General features: G+C 45.6%; 14 protein-coding genes and 1 tRNA gene. 9 read left to right on the top strand and 6 right to left on the bottom strand.

The window, feature by feature from the left end; genetic code table 11:
- Positions 1-143: 143 nt before the first annotated feature.
- Together purL and GSQ66_RS00510 are read left to right on the top strand one after the other, a co-directional pair.
- Positions 144-2,360, top strand: coding sequence for a phosphoribosylformylglycinamidine synthase subunit PurL (gene purL / locus GSQ66_RS00515; protein WP_162425660.1), 2,217 nt, complete (start codon positions 144-146; stop codon positions 2,358-2,360).
- A gap of 107 nt (positions 2,361-2,467) precedes the next feature.
- A tRNA-Gln gene (locus GSQ66_RS00510) sits at positions 2,468-2,540 on the top strand.
- A 155-nt stretch (positions 2,541-2,695) separates the two neighbouring features.
- Here GSQ66_RS00510 and GSQ66_RS00505 read toward each other — a convergent pair.
- Positions 2,696-3,205, bottom strand: coding sequence for a hypothetical protein (locus tag GSQ66_RS00505; protein WP_162425659.1), 510 nt, complete (start codon positions 3,203-3,205; stop codon positions 2,696-2,698).
- A gap of 230 nt (positions 3,206-3,435) precedes the next feature.
- Between GSQ66_RS00505 and GSQ66_RS00500 the strand changes: the two genes are divergently transcribed.
- The 5 genes from GSQ66_RS00500 to GSQ66_RS00480 all read left to right on the top strand — a co-directional run bounded on the left by GSQ66_RS00500 (position 3,436) and on the right by GSQ66_RS00480 (position 8,912).
- Positions 3,436-4,365, top strand: a complete 930-nt coding sequence (locus tag GSQ66_RS00500) for a ribose-phosphate pyrophosphokinase (RefSeq protein WP_162425658.1) — start codon at positions 3,436-3,438, stop codon at positions 4,363-4,365.
- Between the two features lie 233 nt (positions 4,366-4,598).
- A complete protein-coding gene (locus GSQ66_RS00495) occupies positions 4,599-5,189 on the top strand; it encodes a 50S ribosomal protein L25/general stress protein Ctc (protein ID WP_162425657.1) in 591 nt (196 codons plus the stop codon).
- A gap of 401 nt (positions 5,190-5,590) precedes the next feature.
- Complete coding sequence (pth, locus tag GSQ66_RS00490; RefSeq protein ID WP_162428868.1) at positions 5,591-6,154, top strand: aminoacyl-tRNA hydrolase; 564 nt, start codon at positions 5,591-5,593, stop codon at positions 6,152-6,154.
- A 17-nt stretch (positions 6,155-6,171) separates the two neighbouring features.
- Entirely contained in the window at positions 6,172-7,248 is a 1,077-nt protein-coding gene (locus tag GSQ66_RS00485) for an acyltransferase family protein (protein WP_162425656.1), read from the top strand.
- Between the two features lie 425 nt (positions 7,249-7,673).
- On the top strand, positions 7,674-8,912 hold the full coding sequence (locus GSQ66_RS00480; protein ID WP_162425655.1) for an MDR family MFS transporter: 1,239 nt from the start codon (positions 7,674-7,676) through the stop codon (positions 8,910-8,912).
- A 160-nt stretch (positions 8,913-9,072) separates the two neighbouring features.
- On the opposite strand, the gene GSQ66_RS00475 is transcribed toward GSQ66_RS00480, so the two are convergent.
- Positions 9,073-9,837 (bottom strand): transposase, encoded by a 765-nt coding sequence (locus GSQ66_RS00475; RefSeq protein ID WP_202923380.1) that lies wholly within the window; start codon positions 9,835-9,837, stop codon positions 9,073-9,075.
- 154 nt (positions 9,838-9,991) lie between these two features.
- Entirely contained in the window at positions 9,992-12,034 is a 2,043-nt protein-coding gene (metG, locus tag GSQ66_RS00470) for a methionine--tRNA ligase (RefSeq protein ID WP_162425654.1), read from the bottom strand.
- A gap of 142 nt (positions 12,035-12,176) precedes the next feature.
- On the opposite strand from metG, the gene GSQ66_RS00465 reads away from it, so the two are divergent.
- Positions 12,177-12,392 carry a hypothetical protein gene (locus GSQ66_RS00465; protein ID WP_162425653.1) on the top strand — a complete coding sequence of 72 codons (216 nt, stop codon included), beginning with the start codon at positions 12,177-12,179 and terminating at the stop codon, positions 12,390-12,392.
- Between the two features lie 66 nt (positions 12,393-12,458).
- On the opposite strand, the gene GSQ66_RS00460 is transcribed toward GSQ66_RS00465, so the two are convergent.
- The 3 genes from GSQ66_RS00460 to msrB all read right to left on the bottom strand — a co-directional run bounded on the left by GSQ66_RS00460 (position 12,459) and on the right by msrB (position 14,703).
- Positions 12,459-12,782, bottom strand: coding sequence for a hypothetical protein (locus GSQ66_RS00460; RefSeq protein ID WP_162425652.1), 324 nt, complete (start codon positions 12,780-12,782; stop codon positions 12,459-12,461).
- 105 nt (positions 12,783-12,887) lie between these two features.
- Positions 12,888-13,148 (bottom strand): hypothetical protein, encoded by a 261-nt coding sequence (locus GSQ66_RS00455; RefSeq protein WP_238395762.1) that lies wholly within the window; start codon positions 13,146-13,148, stop codon positions 12,888-12,890.
- Positions 13,149-14,151: 1,003 nt separating this feature from the next.
- Positions 14,152-14,703, bottom strand: a complete 552-nt coding sequence (gene msrB, locus GSQ66_RS00450) for a peptide-methionine (R)-S-oxide reductase MsrB (protein ID WP_238395761.1) — start codon at positions 14,701-14,703, stop codon at positions 14,152-14,154.
- A 210-nt stretch (positions 14,704-14,913) separates the two neighbouring features.
- Between msrB and typA the strand changes: the two genes are divergently transcribed.
- A complete protein-coding gene (gene typA, locus GSQ66_RS00445; protein ID WP_162425651.1) occupies positions 14,914-16,725 on the top strand; it encodes a translational GTPase TypA in 1,812 nt (603 codons plus the stop codon).
- Positions 16,726-16,770: the final 45 nt, after the last annotated feature.

Raw genomic sequence — 16,770 nt, 5'->3', positions numbered from 1 at the left:
GACACTACATCCGAATTAATCCGGATTTTTTTTTGGTGGCAACTATAGTTCATAAAGGGCAAACTATAAAATACTTAAATCTGCTGTGCTCTTAATGGATAAGTTCCTACTTTTGCTATTCCGTTACTAAAGCCAGACAAAACGTGGAAAATCAACTGACAACAGTAGAAACTGCCCAGAAGCTTGGCCTTCTGGAGGAAGAATTTGAAAAGATAAAACAGATTCTGGGTCGCACCCCCAATTTTACCGAGTTAAGTATCTTCTCCGTAATGTGGTCGGAGCACTGCTCTTATAAGAACTCTATCGTTTGGCTGAAAACCCTGCCAAAAGACTCACCACGCATGCTGGCCAAAGCCGGCGAAGAAAATGCAGGCCTTGTTGATATCGGCGACGGTTACGCCTGCAGCTTCAAGATCGAATCACATAACCACCCATCAGCCATTGAGCCTTACCAGGGTGCCGCAACCGGTGTTGGTGGTATCAACAGAGATATTTTTACCATGGGTGCACGCCCTATCGCGCAGCTTAACTCGCTCCGCTTTGGCAACCCAAGATCAGAGAAAACACAGCGTTTGTTACGAGGTGTAGTGAAAGGCATCGGCGATTATGGTAATGCTTTTGGTATTCCTACGGTAGGCGGCGAGCTTTTCTTTGACGAGTGCTACAACATAAACCCGCTGGTAAATGCTTTCTCGGCTGGTATCGTTAAAGTTGGCGAAACTGCTTCAGCAACCTCTTACGGCGTAGGCAACCCGGTATTTATAGTTGGCTCGGCCACCGGTAAAGATGGTATACACGGTGCTGCTTTTGCATCTAAAGATATCACTGAAGATTCTGCCAAAGACCTTCCATCTGTGCAGGTAGGCGACCCTTTCCAGGAAAAATTATTACTGGAAGCTACGCTGGAGATCATCCAGTCGGGCCACGTGATCGGGATGCAGGATATGGGTGCAGCCGGTATTACCTGCTCTACTTCAGAAATGAGCGCCAAAGGCGAGCACGGCATGGATATCTGGTTAGATAAGGTGCCTACCCGCCAGGCTAACATGGTTCCGTTCGAGATCCTGCTTTCGGAGAGCCAGGAGCGCATGCTTATAGTTATGAAAAAAGGCTATGAGCAAACTATAAAAGATATCTGCGATAAGTGGGATCTGTATTGCGAGCAGATTGGTGTTGTTACCGAAGGTGGCCAGTTACGCTACTACCAGGATGGCAAATTAGTAGCCGAAGTACCTGCCAACGACCTTGTGTTAGGTGGAGGCGCCCCGGTATACCACAGAGAGTATCGTGAGCCAGCTTACTTTGCTGAATCCAAGAAATTCAACATTGACCAGGTGGCAGAGCCGGAAGACTACCAGGCCGTAGCCGAGTTTTTAGCAACACACCCGAACATTGCCTCCAAGCGCTGGGTGTACCGCCAGTACGACTCTATGGTTGGTACGGCCACTATGACGACCAATGCACCATCGGATGCAGCTATAGTTAAAGTAAAAGGTACAGATAAATCGATTGCCGTAACCGTGGACTGCAACAGCCGCTACGTATACGCCGACCCGGAAAAAGGAACAGCCATTGCGGTAGCAGAAGCTGCGCGTAATATAGTTTGCTCAGGCGCTGAGCCGGTAGCTGTTACCAACTGCCTTAATTTTGGAAACCCCTACGTACCGGAAGTTTACTGGCATTTTGTGGGCGCTATTAAAGGTATGAGCAAAGCCTGCACCGCACTGGGTACGCCGGTAACAGGTGGTAACGTAAGTTTCTATAACCAGTCCTCCGACGAAGGCCCTGTGTTCCCGACGCCAACTATAGGCATGCTGGGCATACTGGAAGATAAGAACAACAAAATGACGCTGGCTTTCCAGAACGCTGGTGACATTATATATATGATAGGTGAGTCGCAGAACGACATCGCTTCTTCGGAGTACCTGTATTCTTACCACAATGTTAAGTTATCGCCTGCTCCTTATTTTGAGATGGATGCGGAACTGAAGCTGCAGGAAACTATAAAAGAGGTGATCGAGCAGAAGCTTATCAAGTCGGCGCACGATGTGGCCGATGGTGGTTTATATATTACCCTGCTGGAGTCTGCAATGCCGAATGAACTGGGCTTTGATATCGAAACAGATAAAAATTTCAGAAAAGATGCATTTTTATTTGGTGAGAGCCAGAGCCGTGTTGTTGTTTCTGTTTCGCCGGAACAGCAGGTTGCTTTTGAGCAGGCGTTGAAAAATAAAGGCATGAATGTCACGGAATTAGGTGTTGTAACAGCCCACGACTGCCATATTGATGGTGAGCTTTACCATGGAATTACGGTAGCCAAAAAGCACTACGACACAGCGCTGGAGCAGATTTTAGACTAAATTTTTAGATTTTTTTTGAAGCAAATGTTTGCAGTTTAAAATCGTCTGTCTATCTTTGCATCACTGAACGACGAAGGGGCTTCCACCCTGAAATCTAGTAGGTACTCTGTCCGATGGTGTAACTGGCAACACGTCTGATTTTGGTTCAGAAGAGTCCAGGTTCGAAACCTGGTCGGACAACTTAAAAAGCCCTTAGATCAGATCTAAGGGCTTTTTTGTTTTATAGCGCAACTATAGCTGTGAACTGCATTGCCTGCTTATTCTTCCTGCCTTACCAGCTTATAGTTTTCTCCACTTTAACTTCGAACTTCACACGCCACCAATAAACCGGCCTGTTATTCTATCGCTTTAAATTTATACCAGTTCACCCCGATCACGAAGTGAGGTATATCCGGCGATTTATAGTTTGGTGATGGCTCGGTTTCAAGGGTATTACCATTAAGGCTTTTTATTTTCCAGTCTTTAATGAACACTGAAAGCTTTTCCTGATTATCGCCCCAATACACAGTGCTTATAGGCTCCGGAAATGAGATGGTACGGGTGGCATTATCTACTTCATAAACACTTTCTATAGTTTGCGGCCCGGCAGCGGTAGCAGGATTTGTTGCGCCGCCATAGTCCAGCACAATGGTGCAGGTATTATCGGTTCTGAAGGTGATGTGATAAAATTCTTTATGCCACGGAAAGGATGGATCACTGTAAGGCGACGCTTGCTCCCACTCCTGTTTTACCAGTATTTCCTGCAAATTTGTTTCCTCTTCTTTTTCGCAGGCCGCCAGCGACAGGATAACCAAAAAAGCAACTGCCCTGGTCACGTTTGATGTTAAAGTAAATAGTCTGTTCATAATTAGGTTTTGGATATGTATATGTAAGTATATATAGCCGAGGTTATATATACAAATAACCATGCTTCAAGATCTTCCCGTATTATTCCTAAACTTTCTGATTCATGGAGTTATAGTTTTCAGATCGCATATATTTTATCTCTAAAATCGGGGTTGGCTAAAAAGTTATTTCGTAGCTTTGCAGGCATAATAACCTTAACCTAAACCCTTCATTTAGCATTAAGAAAACTATGCCCCTGGTAAAGATCTTCTCCGGTTCCGCCTCACGCTACTTAGCTGAAAAAATTGCTGTTGCTTACGGCACGCAATTAGGCGACTTAACCATTTCCCGTTTCAGTGATGGCGAAATTGGTGTACACTACAACGAGTCTGTGCGCGGTGCCGAAGTATTTATAGTGCTTTCTACTTTTCCGCCTGCCGATAACCTGATGGAACTGATGTTGCTGGTAGATGCTGCCAAGCGTGCCTCGGCGCATAAGGTAATTGTGGTAATGCCTTACTATGGCTATGCCCGCCAGGACAGAAAAGACAAGCCGCGCGTATCGATCGGTGCCAAAGTGCTGGCAAATGCCGTACAGGCTTGCGGCGCTGACCGCCTGATGACCTGCGACCTGCATGCAGGCCAGATCCAGGGTTTCTTTGATATCCCGGTAGATCATCTGGATGGATCGGCCATCTTTGTACCTTACCTGCGTAGCCTGAACCTGGGCTCAAGCCTTATCTTCGCATCTCCTGACGTGGGCGGCGTGGTAAGAACAAGAGCGTTTGCCAAAAATTTCGGAGCTGAGATGGTTGTCTGCGATAAGCACAGAGTTCGCGCAAACGAGATCGCCTCGATGCAGGTAATCGGTAATGTGGAAGGCCTGGATGTGGTGCTGGTAGATGACATGGTTGACACTGCCGGAACTATAACCAAAGCTGCTGAGCTACTAAAAGAGAAAGGTGCCAGAACGGTACGTGCCATTGCTACACACCCTGTCCTTTCGGGTCCGGCTTACGAGCGCATCGAGAATTCTGTACTGGAAGAACTGGTAGTTTCTGATACCATCCCGTTAAAGCAGGAGTCTTCTAAAATAAAAGTGCTAACGTTCTCTGAACTGTTTGCACGCGCCATTAACAACGTAGTAACGCACGAGTCTATCAGCTCGCTGTTTATATAATATAAACTTGTTAAAAGGCTGAATGGCTGAATAGTTGGATTTCTCTTTCAACGGTTCAGCCATTCAGTATTTTAGCTTCGATCAGTTTAAATAAAAGACAGCCTGCAAAACGGCATAGGAATCTGATTTATAGTTGCTTGGGCGTTTTGAGAAAAAACAATCAACAATTTAACAATCAGCAATTAAAAAACCCATACCTTTGTGGCTCGAAAAATTTTAACAAATTCATTTTTATGAAAACTTTAGAGATTATAGGGTTTAAAAGAGCAAATCTCGGTAAATCGCAGACGAAAGAGCTGCGTAATGAGTCTTATGTACCAGGTGTATTATATGGCGGCGCTGAGCAAGTTCACTTCTACGCACCAGCTATCCTGTTCAGAGACTTAGTTTATTCTCCGGAAGTATACGAAGTAGACCTGAATATTGAAGGCACACACTACAGAGCTGTGATGCAGGACGTACAGTTCCACCCGGTTAACGAAATGCTTTTACACGTTGACTTCCTTGAGTTACAGGAAGACAAGCCGGTGAAGATGGAAATTCCGGTTAAAATGGTAGGTACATCTCCAGGTGTAATTGTTGGTGGTAAGCTGGTAACTAAGCTGCGTAAGCTTAAAGTTAAAGCTCTTCCTGCTAACCTTCCAGATTATATCGAAGTTGATATCTCTGACCTTGAGCTTGGTAAATCAATCAAAGTTAGCAAGATCAACACAGGTGGTAACTTCGAAATTCTTACCAACCCGCTTGCTCCAGTTGCTACAGTAACTATTCCACGTGCGCTTAAGAGTGCTCAGATGGAAGAAGCTCGCGGCGGCAAAAAATAAGCAGCAAACGCTACTTTATAGTAAAAGATCCTGTTCCGCTGCATGCGGGGCAGGATTTTTTGTTTCTGCTTAAAGGTTAAACTGTTTAATTGTTAAATGGCTAACTGGTTTAATTGTTAAATTGCTGCATTGTTAGATTGTTATATTCATTAAACCAGAAGTTTCCTGCCGTTGTTGGTGTTTTCACCAACAACTATACCTTTATCAAAAAGTACTTGCTGGTGAAAACACACAGCAAGGGCATCTTTCACTGATTTTCTGAAAATTCTAAACATCTATAGTTTAAACAATCAACAATTCAACCATCAACAATTAATTTAGTGATCAATTCTACACTTAAGACTATAAAACAATGGCTGGGCTTTACACCTGAAACTCCTGCCGTACCCAAAGATACAAGCATGAAATACCTTATAGTTGGCCTTGGAAACATTGGACCTGAATACGCTGAAACGCGCCACAACATCGGCTTTATGGTGCTCGATTACCTGGCAAAAAAACACGATGCAAAATTTGATGTAAGCCGCCACGCCTTTGTAGCCGAAATTAAAGTAAAGGGCCGCACTTTTGTACTGGTAAAGCCAACCACCTACATGAACCTGAGCGGCAAGGCAGTTGGCCATTGGCTGAACTCCCTTAAACTTACACCGGAGCAGATGCTGGTCATTACAGATGATATAGCTTTGCCTTTTGGTACATTGCGCATCCGGATGAAAGGAAGCGCCGGTGGGCACAATGGTTTAAAACACATAGAGCAAACGCTGGGCAACAACAACTATCCGCGGCTTCGGTTTGGCGTTGGCGATGCTTTTCATAAAGGCAAACAGGTAGATTATGTACTGAGCAACTTCAGTAACGACGAGCAGGCCGAACTACAGACATTGATCGAAAAATCGGCAGATGCAGTTATCTCCTTCGGGACGATCGGGCTGGAGCGCACCATGAACCAGTTCAATACCAAGTAAGCAACGATAGATTTAGCATGACGGTACAGCAGGTAAAACAGGCGCCAGGCAGAGTAACTTCCCTTGATTATGTTCGGGGGCTGGCGGCTTTTGGCATTTTGCTGTACCATTTCCAGAGCTGGACCCTGGGCCACATGGAGGCTGAAAGTTTCTGGGGCCGTATCGGGTTATATGGGGTAGCTATATTTTATGTTCTGAGCGGACTAACCCTGTACCATGTGTACGAAGCACGCCTGCAACCCGGCAAGGCATCACTCACAGACTTTTACCTGAAGCGTATTTTCAGATTGTTCCCGCTGCTCTGGCTCATCATGCCGGTTTACCTGGTCATCGACCCTACGCTCCGCGACTGGGACCGCATCCTGCTCAATTTCACCGGGCTGTTTGGTTTTGTGAGCTGGGATGAACCGATCGGTGTAGGCGTGTGGTCTATTGGCAATGAGCTGGTTTTTTACCTTTTCTTCCCATTATTCCTGTTTGCTGCCAGGTTTAGCCGGTTGGCCTTTGCTATAGTTTGCGTATTTATAGTTGGGCTGGGCGCATACTTCGCTTTCTATAGTATAAACGATGCTGTTCCGCTTGCCAACCAGTGGCGCGATTATGTAAACCCTTTTAACCAGATCTTCCTGTTTCTGGGAGGTGTGGCAATTGGGTATTTCACAAAGTACAAGGCTTTACCTGCTTTACCTTTGATCGGGTTGTTGCTGGCTGGTATAGTTGTGTTTATAGTTTACCCGGCTTCCGGAAATACCGTAACGCTGGTCACCGACTGGAACCGTTTCATTTTTTCTGCTACCTGCCTGGCAGTTTGCTTTGCCATGTACAAGCTGCCTGTTACGTTTCCTAAAGTGCTGCATATGCCCTTACACACATTGGGCGAAATAAGTTATGCACTTTACCTGTTGCACCCGCTGGTTTATAAAGTAGTAAAGTTTGCTGCCAAGCAATACAACTTCTCTCCCTGGCTTACTATTATAGTAGCTATAGTTGTAACAGTTATTGCCAGCCAACTGGTGTATCGCTACTACGAGCAATACTTTATTAAACTGGGCCAGAAAGTGAGCAAAACTATAACAGCAAGGTTAGAAACATAAACTATAGTTTACCGATGCATCAATTCTTACTATCACAGAAGACACCTTATTTCTTCTTCACAGGATTAATCATGTTTGTTGCCGGTTTCTTTAGTTTCGGATTAGGGTACTCAGACGCTGGTTACGCAAGAAATATTATCCTACCGGTTACGTTCATTTTTGTCTTGGTTGCTATAATACATACCTTCTACTATTTCAAAAATCAGTTTGATAATGGAAATAAGTTAGAGGCTGGTTGTTTTGGAGGAATCACAACAGTAATCATCTTGTATAACATACTCTATAATACTATAATCTTAATACTATTCTGGAAATAAATTCCTTTTCCCCTTCCCTAAATTAAGCCGTCGCTCCGCCTTTATATTATTCCTGATTTCAAAGCTTCTACCTATATTTCGCATTAGCACACATCGTACCCCTAATCTATGAAACGCGTACTCCAACTATACCGCAATGCATTCGGTGGCCTCTCCCATCAGACCTGGATGATGTCGGTGGTGATGCTGATAAACCGGAGTGGTGCCATGGTGATACCTTTCCTGGGTGTGTACCTTACTACCGAACTTAACTATAGTTTAAAGGAGACCGGTGCCATTCTGAGTATCTACGGGTTGGGTGCTATGTGCGGCGCTTTTCTGGGCGGCTGGCTAACCGATAAGATAGGCCATTTTAAAGTCCAGTATGTGAGCCTTGTGTTAGGTGGCAGCCTGTACTTTTTACTGCTTAACTTAAGGCAGTTCGAGTATATGGCAGCCGGTGTTTTTATTCTGAGCCTGGTAAACGATATGCTTCGTCCTGCAAATGCCGCATCCATTGCCTTTTACGCCAGGCCCGAAAATATTACCCGTGCCTTTTCTCTGAACAGGATGGCTATAAACCTGGGCTTTTCCATTGGTCCGGCTGTAGGCGGCCTGGTGGCTGCCCTCTCTTATAAATGGCTTTTTATTGCTGATGGCGTTACCTGTGTTGCTGCCGGCATCTTCTTTTTTGTATACTTCAGGGCACAGCAAGGGCACCGGCCTGTCAAAAAAGCAGAGTCCACTTCTGCTGCTCCGGTTGTTCAGTCGCCTTACCGCGACAAGTGGTTTATTCTTTTTGTGATCCTGTGCAGTTTATTTGCCATGATCTTCTTCCAGCTGTTTGCCACCCTGCCCCTATACTATAAACAGGTGCATGCTTTGTCTGAAGCCCGCATTGGTTTGCTGATGGCCCTGAACGGGATGATCGTGTTTTTACTGGAGATGATTGTAGTGTATTTGCTGGGCGAGCAGGCAAAGAAATCATTATTGGTCGCGAGCGGACTCTTAATGCTTGGTTTCTCGTTTGTGCTGCTTAACCTGTTCCCGCAGGTAAGTGTGCTTTTTGTGTCGATGTTACTGCTGAGTATTTCCGAGATTCTGGCGATGCCCTTCATGTCAACTATAACTGTTGACCGCTCTAACATTGATAACCGGGGTGCTTACATGGGACTTTATACCATTTCGTATGCAGCTGCGCATGTTCTGGCTCCCTACCTTGGCACTACTATAATTGCAGCACATGGTTTTGACATGCTTTGGTGGGCTTGCGGCGGACTGGCTGTAGTTGCTGCAGTAGGTTTGTACTTAGTTATCCACCAGATGGAAAAACAACGGTTTGCAAAACTAGCTATAGTTGCGGGGTAGTGCTGCGGGGCTTTTTTGTGTAGAGACGCAATACCTTGCGTGTCCTGCGACAAGCCATAACAAAAAGCTTTACAGTTTGGGTAGCGGGTAAGGTATTTTGTTTTTATAGTAGATGCCATTACTATTAGAACAGCTTTTGGAGACGCAAGGTATTGCGTCTCTACATAAATAGATTTTCAGGATTATTCTTCTCGCCTTCCCAGTTTGAAGGATTGTTATAAATATAGTTCCTTATGTTTTGGAGTTCTTTTTCTGAACGAATGACCCTGTCGAAATAGCGGTTTTGCCAGGAAAAATCTACTTGGTTTATAGTGGCATACTTTTTTACAGCAGCTTTATAACCTCTGATAATAGAAGCTAAGTTGCCAGATTGAGGTCCAAACTTATTTTCCTGCCATTGCTCAAATTCAGGTTTGTTGATGAAAATAATTGCATGCACATGGTTAGGCATAACTATAAATTCGTCAAGCTCCACAAACGGGTGATAGTCAGGAATCTGTTTCCAGTATTTAAATGCAATTTCTCCAATCACTGTTTTCCGTAGAGACGCAATACTTTGCGTCTCAGATGGCGTTCCTGGCTGTAGTTGGGTTTCGGGAGGAGAATAAATCTCTCCAAAGTAATGTTCCTTCTCTTTTGTGCAGATAGTTATGAAATAAAGTCCATGCGAACCATAATCCCAATTTACCAAACGGGCAGAAGGAATACGGTAGGCACTTTTATACTTATCCATAGCAGTTTTTACGAAGTTATGTGGAGAAGTTTCCACCAATGCAGAGACGCAATATTTTGCGTCTTCAAAAGCAGATAAAACAATAATGGCTCCCCCTCTAAGGCAAGAAGCCATTAAATAGATTTTTCCTGCCCGTAAATGTAGAGACGCAATACCTTGCGTCTCCAAAGGCTGTTCAAGCAGTAATGGCATCTACCATAAGAACAAAATAGCCCCACAGCAAATTAAACTATAAAGCTTTTTGTTATAGCCTGTAGCAGGAGACGCAAGGTATTGCGTCTTTACACAAAAAAGCCCCGCAGCTAACTATAGTTGCGGGGCTTTTTTGTGTAAATAAAACTATAGTTTATGACACCGTACCACCATTCTTTACAGCAACACTTGGCTGCACAAATGCCAGCGATCCATCTGCATTCTCTGCCATCAGGATCATGCCCTGGCTGGTGATGCCCTTAATGTCGCGTGGTGCCAGGTTTACTAAAATACTTACCTGCTGGCCAACAATTTCGTCCGGGTTAAAGAACTCGGCTATACCACTCACAACGGTACGCTGGTCTATGCCTGTATCTATCGTAAGCTTCAGCAGCTTTTTAGTCTTGGCTACTTTTTCAGCGGCCAGTATAGTTCCAATGCGGATATCCATTTTAGAGAAGTCTTCGAACGAGATGTTCTCTTTAGCTGGCTCCGTTACTGAATTGGCTATTTCATTGGCTTTTTTAGTATCCAGTAACTTCTGCACCTGCGCTTCTACCGCTGCATCTTCAACTTTTTCAAACAGCAGTGCAGGAGTACCGATAACGTGACCATCTTTCAACAAATCAGCAGCACCGGCATCAGCCCACATACCTGCTTCCATGTTCAGCATGCTGCGTAGTTTAGCAGCAGAATCCGGTAGGAACGGTTCCATCAGAATGGCCAGGCTTGCAGATATCTGCAGCGCGATGTTCATGATGGTTTTTACACGCTCTTCATCTGTTTTTATAAGTTTCCACGGCTCTGTATCAGCCAGGTATTTGTTGCCTAAACGGGCCAGGTTCATCAACTCGCCCAGTGCATCCCGGAACTTGTAACGTTCTAAATGTGCAGCAATTACCATCGGCATCCCTTTCAGATCCTCCAGCACTACTGTATCATAGTCTGTAAGCTCGTTACGGGTAGGCACAGCACCGTTGTAATACTTTTGGGTAAGCACTACTGCGCGGTTAATGAAGTTGCCCAGAATGGCCAGTAATTCGTTGTTGTTGCGGGCCTGGTAATCTTTCCAGGTAAAGTCGTTGTCTTTGGTTTCAGGGGCGTTGGCGCAAAGGGTGTAACGCAGCACATCACCTTTGCCTTTAAAATCTTCCAGGTACTCGTGCAGCCACACCGCCCAGTTACGCGACGTTGATATCTTATCGCCTTCCAGGTTCAGGAACTCGTTGGCAGGAACGTTGTCTGGCAGAATATAGTCACCATGCGCTTTCAGCATGCTTGGGAAGATGATGCAGTGGAAAACGATGTTATCTTTACCGATGAAATGCACCAGTTTAGTTTCTTTGTCTTTCCAGTATTTCTCCCAATCCGGCGTTAAGGCTTTGGTGGCAGAGATATACCCGATCGGTGCATCGAACCAAACGTAAAGCACTTTACCCTCGGCACCGGCTACCGGAACCGGCACGCCCCAGTCCAGGTCACGGGTTACAGCGCGGGGCTGTAGTCCCTGGTCAATCCACGATTTGCACTGCCCGTACACGTTTGGTTTCCAGTCGCCTTTGTGGCCTTCCACAATCCACTCGCGCAGCCACGTCTCATACTCGTTTAGGGGCAGGTACCAATGTTTTGTTTCGCGCATTACCGGCACGGCGCCGCTCAATGTACTCTTTGGGTTGATCAGGTCTGTAGCGTTCAGGGAAGTTCCGCAGCTTTCGCACTGGTCGCCGTAGGCGTTTTCGTTTCCGCACTTAGGGCAGGTACCAACTATATAACGGTCTGCTAAAAATTGCTGGGCTTTCTCGTCGTAGTACTGCTGGGTGGTCTGCTCTATAAACTTGCCGTCGTTGTATAGTTTCAGGAAGAAATCGGAAGCTGTTTCGTGGTGTATTTTTGAGGAAGTACGATCGTAGATATCAAACGAGATATTGAAATCTGCGAATGATTGTTTAATCAGCTCATGGTACTTATCTACAGCCTGCTGCGGCGTAATGCCTTCTTTTTTAGCGCGAATCGTAATCGGAACACCGTGCTCATCAGAACCACAGATAAATTTAACATCGCGGTTTTGCAGGCGCAGGTAGCGCACGTAAATATCAGCCGGCAAATAAACCCCAGCCAAATGACCAATATGAACAGGGCCGTTGGCATAAGGCAAAGCTGCCGTTACAGTATAGCGTTTAGGAGTAGTTGTTGTCATCTTTCTTCTTAAAAAAGCAAATATACGAATAGCAGACAGATTGCACCTTGCTATACTTTCATCAAACTATAAAAACAGGAAAGTATAGTTACCTACAACACCATCTTCCGTAAACGGAACATCACCTACTGTATACTTTAACATGAAGCAGAAAGATAATGCCCATACCAAAAAAGGCGATAAAGACAGCCTTGGAATAAAAAGCGAGAAGAAAAACATCAGTAAAAACCCGGCCCCAAAAGAGGATGACCGCGAGTCTGAAACCACCCCTTCTGACCACGAAGTATATGTGGACCTGGAACCGGATGAACTGCATTTAGGCGACGCAGACCAGGAACCGGAAGATGTAAGCAAATAACTTACTTGTAACCAATAAACGAGCAGGCGCAGCATTTTACGAATGCTGCGCCTGCTCGTTTATTGGTTAGTTGCCGCCTTTTCTGCGGTTTACCGGCCTTAGCGTATGTTTGGTGGTATCAACCGGAGCGTTTGGCAATTGTTCAGGTCTTATTTCAGGCGGTTTCATGGCCGGGTCATTCCTGCCCGATTCTTCTATGTTCTTCTTCCGGTTTATATCGCTCGACTGTTCATCCATCTTATCGCGCAGGCTTGCACCGGCATCTCCCCTGTAACGCACACGCTGGTTCTGCTCAACTCCTGCAGCGCCTTCCTCCCCTTCCGATAGCGACGTGCAGGACACCAGTCCCAGCACACTTAACCCAACTATAGCTGTTATATACTTTTTCATAGTTTGCTACTTTAACCAGGTACGTAACTATAGATCACGCACTTATAGTAAAGTATACGGCAGCAAAGCACAATTCAACAGGATTATAACAGGTTTATAGTTGGCTTACCGTTCTGTTAGCGCTCTGTAGCCGATCTGGGTCAGCATCAGTCCGTCTGGTGCGGGGTTTACGTAAGCGAGTTTTGCCAAATGCTGCTCTGCCTCTTTCTGCACGTCTTTATATTTCGGATATTTTTCCTGCAGTATCGGGTAAAGGTCCTGGTAGCGCAACACTTCGCCTTCTACAATATTCTGTGCATTAAAGGCATCCATTATGATCTGAGAAAGGTTCTCTATATTCTCTGCTTCTGAATGTAGCTCTGTCATAGTTTTATAGTTTATAGTTCAGGATAAAAGGTACGGCAGCTAGTCTTTATTGTTGATTGTTTCCGGCTGATTGTTATTTTAGAAGGTGGTTGAGGTGATTGAAAGGTCTGGAAGTATGTCTGTCTAATTCTGGATTTTACCTATTACCTGCTTTTACCTGGATGAGGGTGATTTGTAGTTCCATAGTTGGTGTTCTAACCCACCCCCTAACCTTTAGTGCTATGCTCGAACTTGCTTCCCGGTAGTTTAAGGCTGGGAGGTTTTGGCTTTTGCTATAGTTTGGGTTATAGTTGTATAGTTTCAGTTTTACCCCTTCCCAGCCTTCCCCTTTAAAAGAGGGCCCCTACCCCCAAAACAGGGGAAGGAGCTTTTAGGTGTCGCTATAGTTGTAGTTATCGTTTTATTGTTGGCGTTTTAACCCACCCCTGCCCCTCCAGGGAGGGGAATTTGGCTATAGTTATAGTTTGAGTTATCGTGCTATAGTTACAGACCATGCACAGGACAGGTCTCGACCTGTCCCTACGGAATTACAACCACGATAAGGCGATGTAACTATAGCTTTCAAGCCACATGAACGATAGCTATCGAAAGATCGCAGTCTTTGGGTTGAGCGCCTTGTGAATATCTGGTGCCGTCAGGCATTGCGAGGAACGAGCAAAAGAGATTCGCGCAGCGCGATGCCCGAAGACGGGGCCTCCCGGCCGTGAGGGCACCAAAGCTAACTATAGAACAATAGGCTAGTAGAGCTCCCAGGATTAGAAGTGACTAGGAAAGGAAGGCTTGGTTCGGGTAGTAGAGCAGTCAACTATAGAACCCAGATTTCTCACGGTGTTCGAAATGACAAAATAGAAATTATAGGACATATAAAATCCTTCGGCTATCGCTCGGCAAGACAAAAGGAAAATTGCAGACTAAGATCACCAGAGAAAACACAACATACTGCTCCTCTCCATTATTGCTAATCCCATTAAACCCCATTAATCCAGTTTCAGATAACCAGCCGTTACTTCTTCGCTACAAAATCCAACGCTGCGGAATTTAGGCAGTAGCGCAGGCCGGTTGGTTTCGGGCCGTCATCAAACACATGGCCCAGGTGGCCGCCACAACGCGCGCAAAGCACTTCGGTGCGCACCATGCCGTCTGTTCTGTCTGTTACCTCTCTTATTCTATAGTTGGCAATTGGTTTCCAGAAGCTGGGCCAGCCGGTACCGGACTCAAATTTGGTTTCGGAACTGAAAACCGGGTTATGGCAACCGGCGCAATAGTAAATCCCCTTGGCATTGTTGGCATTGTACTTATTTTTAAAAGCGGGTTCTGTTCCTTTCTGGCGCAGCACATAAAATTGCTCCGGGGTAAGTATCTTTTTCCATTCGGCTTCGGTCTTCTGCACCGTGTCGCGCTGGGTTTGCCGGTTCAGTTTTCCGGTTTGGGCCTCAGATAAAGGGGCCTCGCCGGTTGTGGCAGTAGTAAAAGCGGCAGTTTCGGGCTGCTCTGCCTGGTTGCAGCCAAATAAATTCAGCATGGCAACTATAGTTATAAAATGAAGTGTGCTCATAGGTACTATACGGTTAATAGCGTGTTTTACTTTGTCTGGTGCAATAATTGTGCAATAAATGAACAAACTTCAGGTACCATATGTTTGCCCATTAATCAGTGTCAATACCTGATTCTGAAGAAAATAATAAAAACATAACCTCTTTATTTCGAGCGGGCTACTAAATTATCAAGGCTTTTTAGTAATTTTGCACCTCGAAAAATCAATTCAATGCAGAACATTCGTAATATCGCGATCATCGCACACGTAGACCACGGCAAGACAACGCTCGTGGACAAGATCATTCACGCTTCAAAGCTTTTTGCAGAGCACCAGCACTTTGATGACCTTTTACTGGACAACAACGATCTGGAGCGCGAGCGTGGTATCACGATCGTTTCTAAGAACGTGTCGGTTCGCTATAAAGGTGTTAAAATCAACGTTATAGACACACCTGGTCACGCCGACTTTGGAGGTGAGGTAGAGCGCGTACTTAAAATGGCCGATGGTGTACTACTTTTAGTAGATGCTTTTGAAGGCGCCATGCCACAGACACGTTTCGTATTAGGTAAAGCTATCCAGCTTGGCCTGAAGCCGATTGTAGTAGTAAATAAAGTAGACAAAGAAAACTGCCGTCCTGATGAAGTGCACGAGCAGGTATTCGACCTGATGTTTAACCTCGATGCTTCAGAGGACCAGCTTGACTTTACAACGCTGTACGGTTCTTCTAAGCAGGGCTGGATGAGCACAGACTGGACTCAGCCTACTGACAACATCACTCCTTTGCTGGATGCTATCATTGATGTGATACCTGCTGCACCGTTCCGTGAAGGTACACCGCAGATGCAGATCACGTCGCTTGATTATTCTTCTTTCGTGGGTCGTATCGCTATCGGTCGTGTGCACCGTGGTACACTTACTGAAGGTATGCCGATCAACCTGATGAAAGCAGACGGTTCTATCAAAAAAGGTCGTATCAAAGAACTTCAGGTATTTGAAGGCCTGGGCAGAAAATCAGTTCAAGAAGTATCGGCAGGCGAAATCTGCGCTGTTACAGGTATCGAAGGCTTTGATATTGGCGATACAATCGCTGATGCAGAGAACCCGGAAGCACTGGCACGTATCTCTATCGACGAGCCAACAATGAACATGTTGTTCACGATCAACAACTCTCCTTTCTTCGGTAAAGAGGGTAAATTCGTAACATCACGTCACCTTCGTGAGCGTTTGTTCAAAGAAACTGAAAAGAACTTGGCACTACGCGTAAAGGAAACTGACCGTGAAGATTCATTCCTGGTATTTGGTCGTGGTATTCTGCACTTGTCTGTACTTATCGAAACCATGCGCCGCGAAGGCTATGAGCTTCAGGTAGGTCAGCCACAGGTAATCTATAAAGAAATTGACGGTGTTCGTTGCGAGCCTATCGAGCAATTGGTAGTTGACGTGCCGGAAGAAACAGCCGGTAAAGTGATCGAGCTGGTATCGATGCGTAAAGGTGAACTGAACGTGATGGAGCCTAAGGGAGACCTGCAGCACCTGGAGTTCACGATTCCTTCGCGTGGTCTGATCGGTCTGCGTAACAACGTACTGACTGCTACAGCCGGTGAGGCGATCATGAACCACCGTTTCCTGGCATACGAGCCGCACAAAGGCACTATACCGGGCCGTAACAATGGTTCTATCATCTCTATGGAGACGGGTCCTGGTACGGCTTACTCAATTGATAAATTGCAGGACAGAGGTGTATTCTTCGTTGATCCGGGTGTAGATGTATACATGGGCCAGGTAATCGGGGAGCACAACCGCCAGAACGATATCACGGTGAACATCCAGAAAGGTAAGAAGCTGACCAACATGCGTGCTTCCGGTTCTGATGATAACGCCAAGATCGCTCCTGCTAAAAACTTCTCGCTGGAAGAAGCCATGGAATACATCCAGAAGGATGAGTACCTGGAAGTAACGCCTAAGAGCCTGCGCATGCGCAAGATCTATTTAGACGAGAACGAGCGTAACCGCATGGGCAAGAAAGAAGAAGTAGCTTAAGCTGCCTCAACTATAAACTATAAAATCCCCGGCCGGTTTATTCTG

It is taken from the genome of Pontibacter pudoricolor (genome assembly GCF_010092985.1).
Taxonomy (GTDB): domain Bacteria; phylum Bacteroidota; class Bacteroidia; order Cytophagales; family Hymenobacteraceae; genus Pontibacter; species Pontibacter pudoricolor.
The sequence above is the reverse complement of the archived record's forward strand: the minus strand, read 5'-3'. Positions and strand labels throughout refer to the sequence as shown.

Excerpts from the sequence above, each read along its gene's own strand:
- GSQ66_RS00485 (WP_162425656.1), top strand. The coding sequence starts at position 6,172 with ATGACGGTACAGCAGGTAAAACAGGCGCCAGGCAGAGTAACTTCCCTT.
- GSQ66_RS00460 (WP_162425652.1), bottom strand. The coding sequence starts at position 12,782 with ATGAAAAAGTATATAACAGCTATAGTTGGGTTAAGTGTGCTGGGACTG.
- metG (WP_162425654.1), bottom strand. The coding sequence starts at position 12,034 with ATGACAACAACTACTCCTAAACGCTATACTGTAACGGCAGCTTTGCCT.
- GSQ66_RS00455 (WP_238395762.1), bottom strand. The coding sequence starts at position 13,148 with ATGACAGAGCTACATTCAGAAGCAGAGAATATAGAGAACCTTTCTCAG.
- GSQ66_RS00495 (WP_162425657.1), top strand. The coding sequence starts at position 4,599 with ATGAAAACTTTAGAGATTATAGGGTTTAAAAGAGCAAATCTCGGTAAA.
- GSQ66_RS00465 (WP_162425653.1), top strand. The coding sequence starts at position 12,177 with ATGAAGCAGAAAGATAATGCCCATACCAAAAAAGGCGATAAAGACAGC.
- GSQ66_RS00475 (WP_202923380.1), bottom strand. The coding sequence starts at position 9,837 with ATGCCATTACTGCTTGAACAGCCTTTGGAGACGCAAGGTATTGCGTCT.
- typA (WP_162425651.1), top strand. The coding sequence starts at position 14,914 with ATGCAGAACATTCGTAATATCGCGATCATCGCACACGTAGACCACGGC.
- msrB (WP_238395761.1), bottom strand. The coding sequence starts at position 14,703 with ATGAGCACACTTCATTTTATAACTATAGTTGCCATGCTGAATTTATTT.
- GSQ66_RS00480 (WP_162425655.1), top strand. The coding sequence starts at position 7,674 with ATGAAACGCGTACTCCAACTATACCGCAATGCATTCGGTGGCCTCTCC.
- pth (WP_162428868.1), top strand. The coding sequence starts at position 5,591 with ATGAAATACCTTATAGTTGGCCTTGGAAACATTGGACCTGAATACGCT.
- GSQ66_RS00505 (WP_162425659.1), bottom strand. The coding sequence starts at position 3,205 with ATGAACAGACTATTTACTTTAACATCAAACGTGACCAGGGCAGTTGCT.
- GSQ66_RS00500 (WP_162425658.1), top strand. The coding sequence starts at position 3,436 with ATGCCCCTGGTAAAGATCTTCTCCGGTTCCGCCTCACGCTACTTAGCT.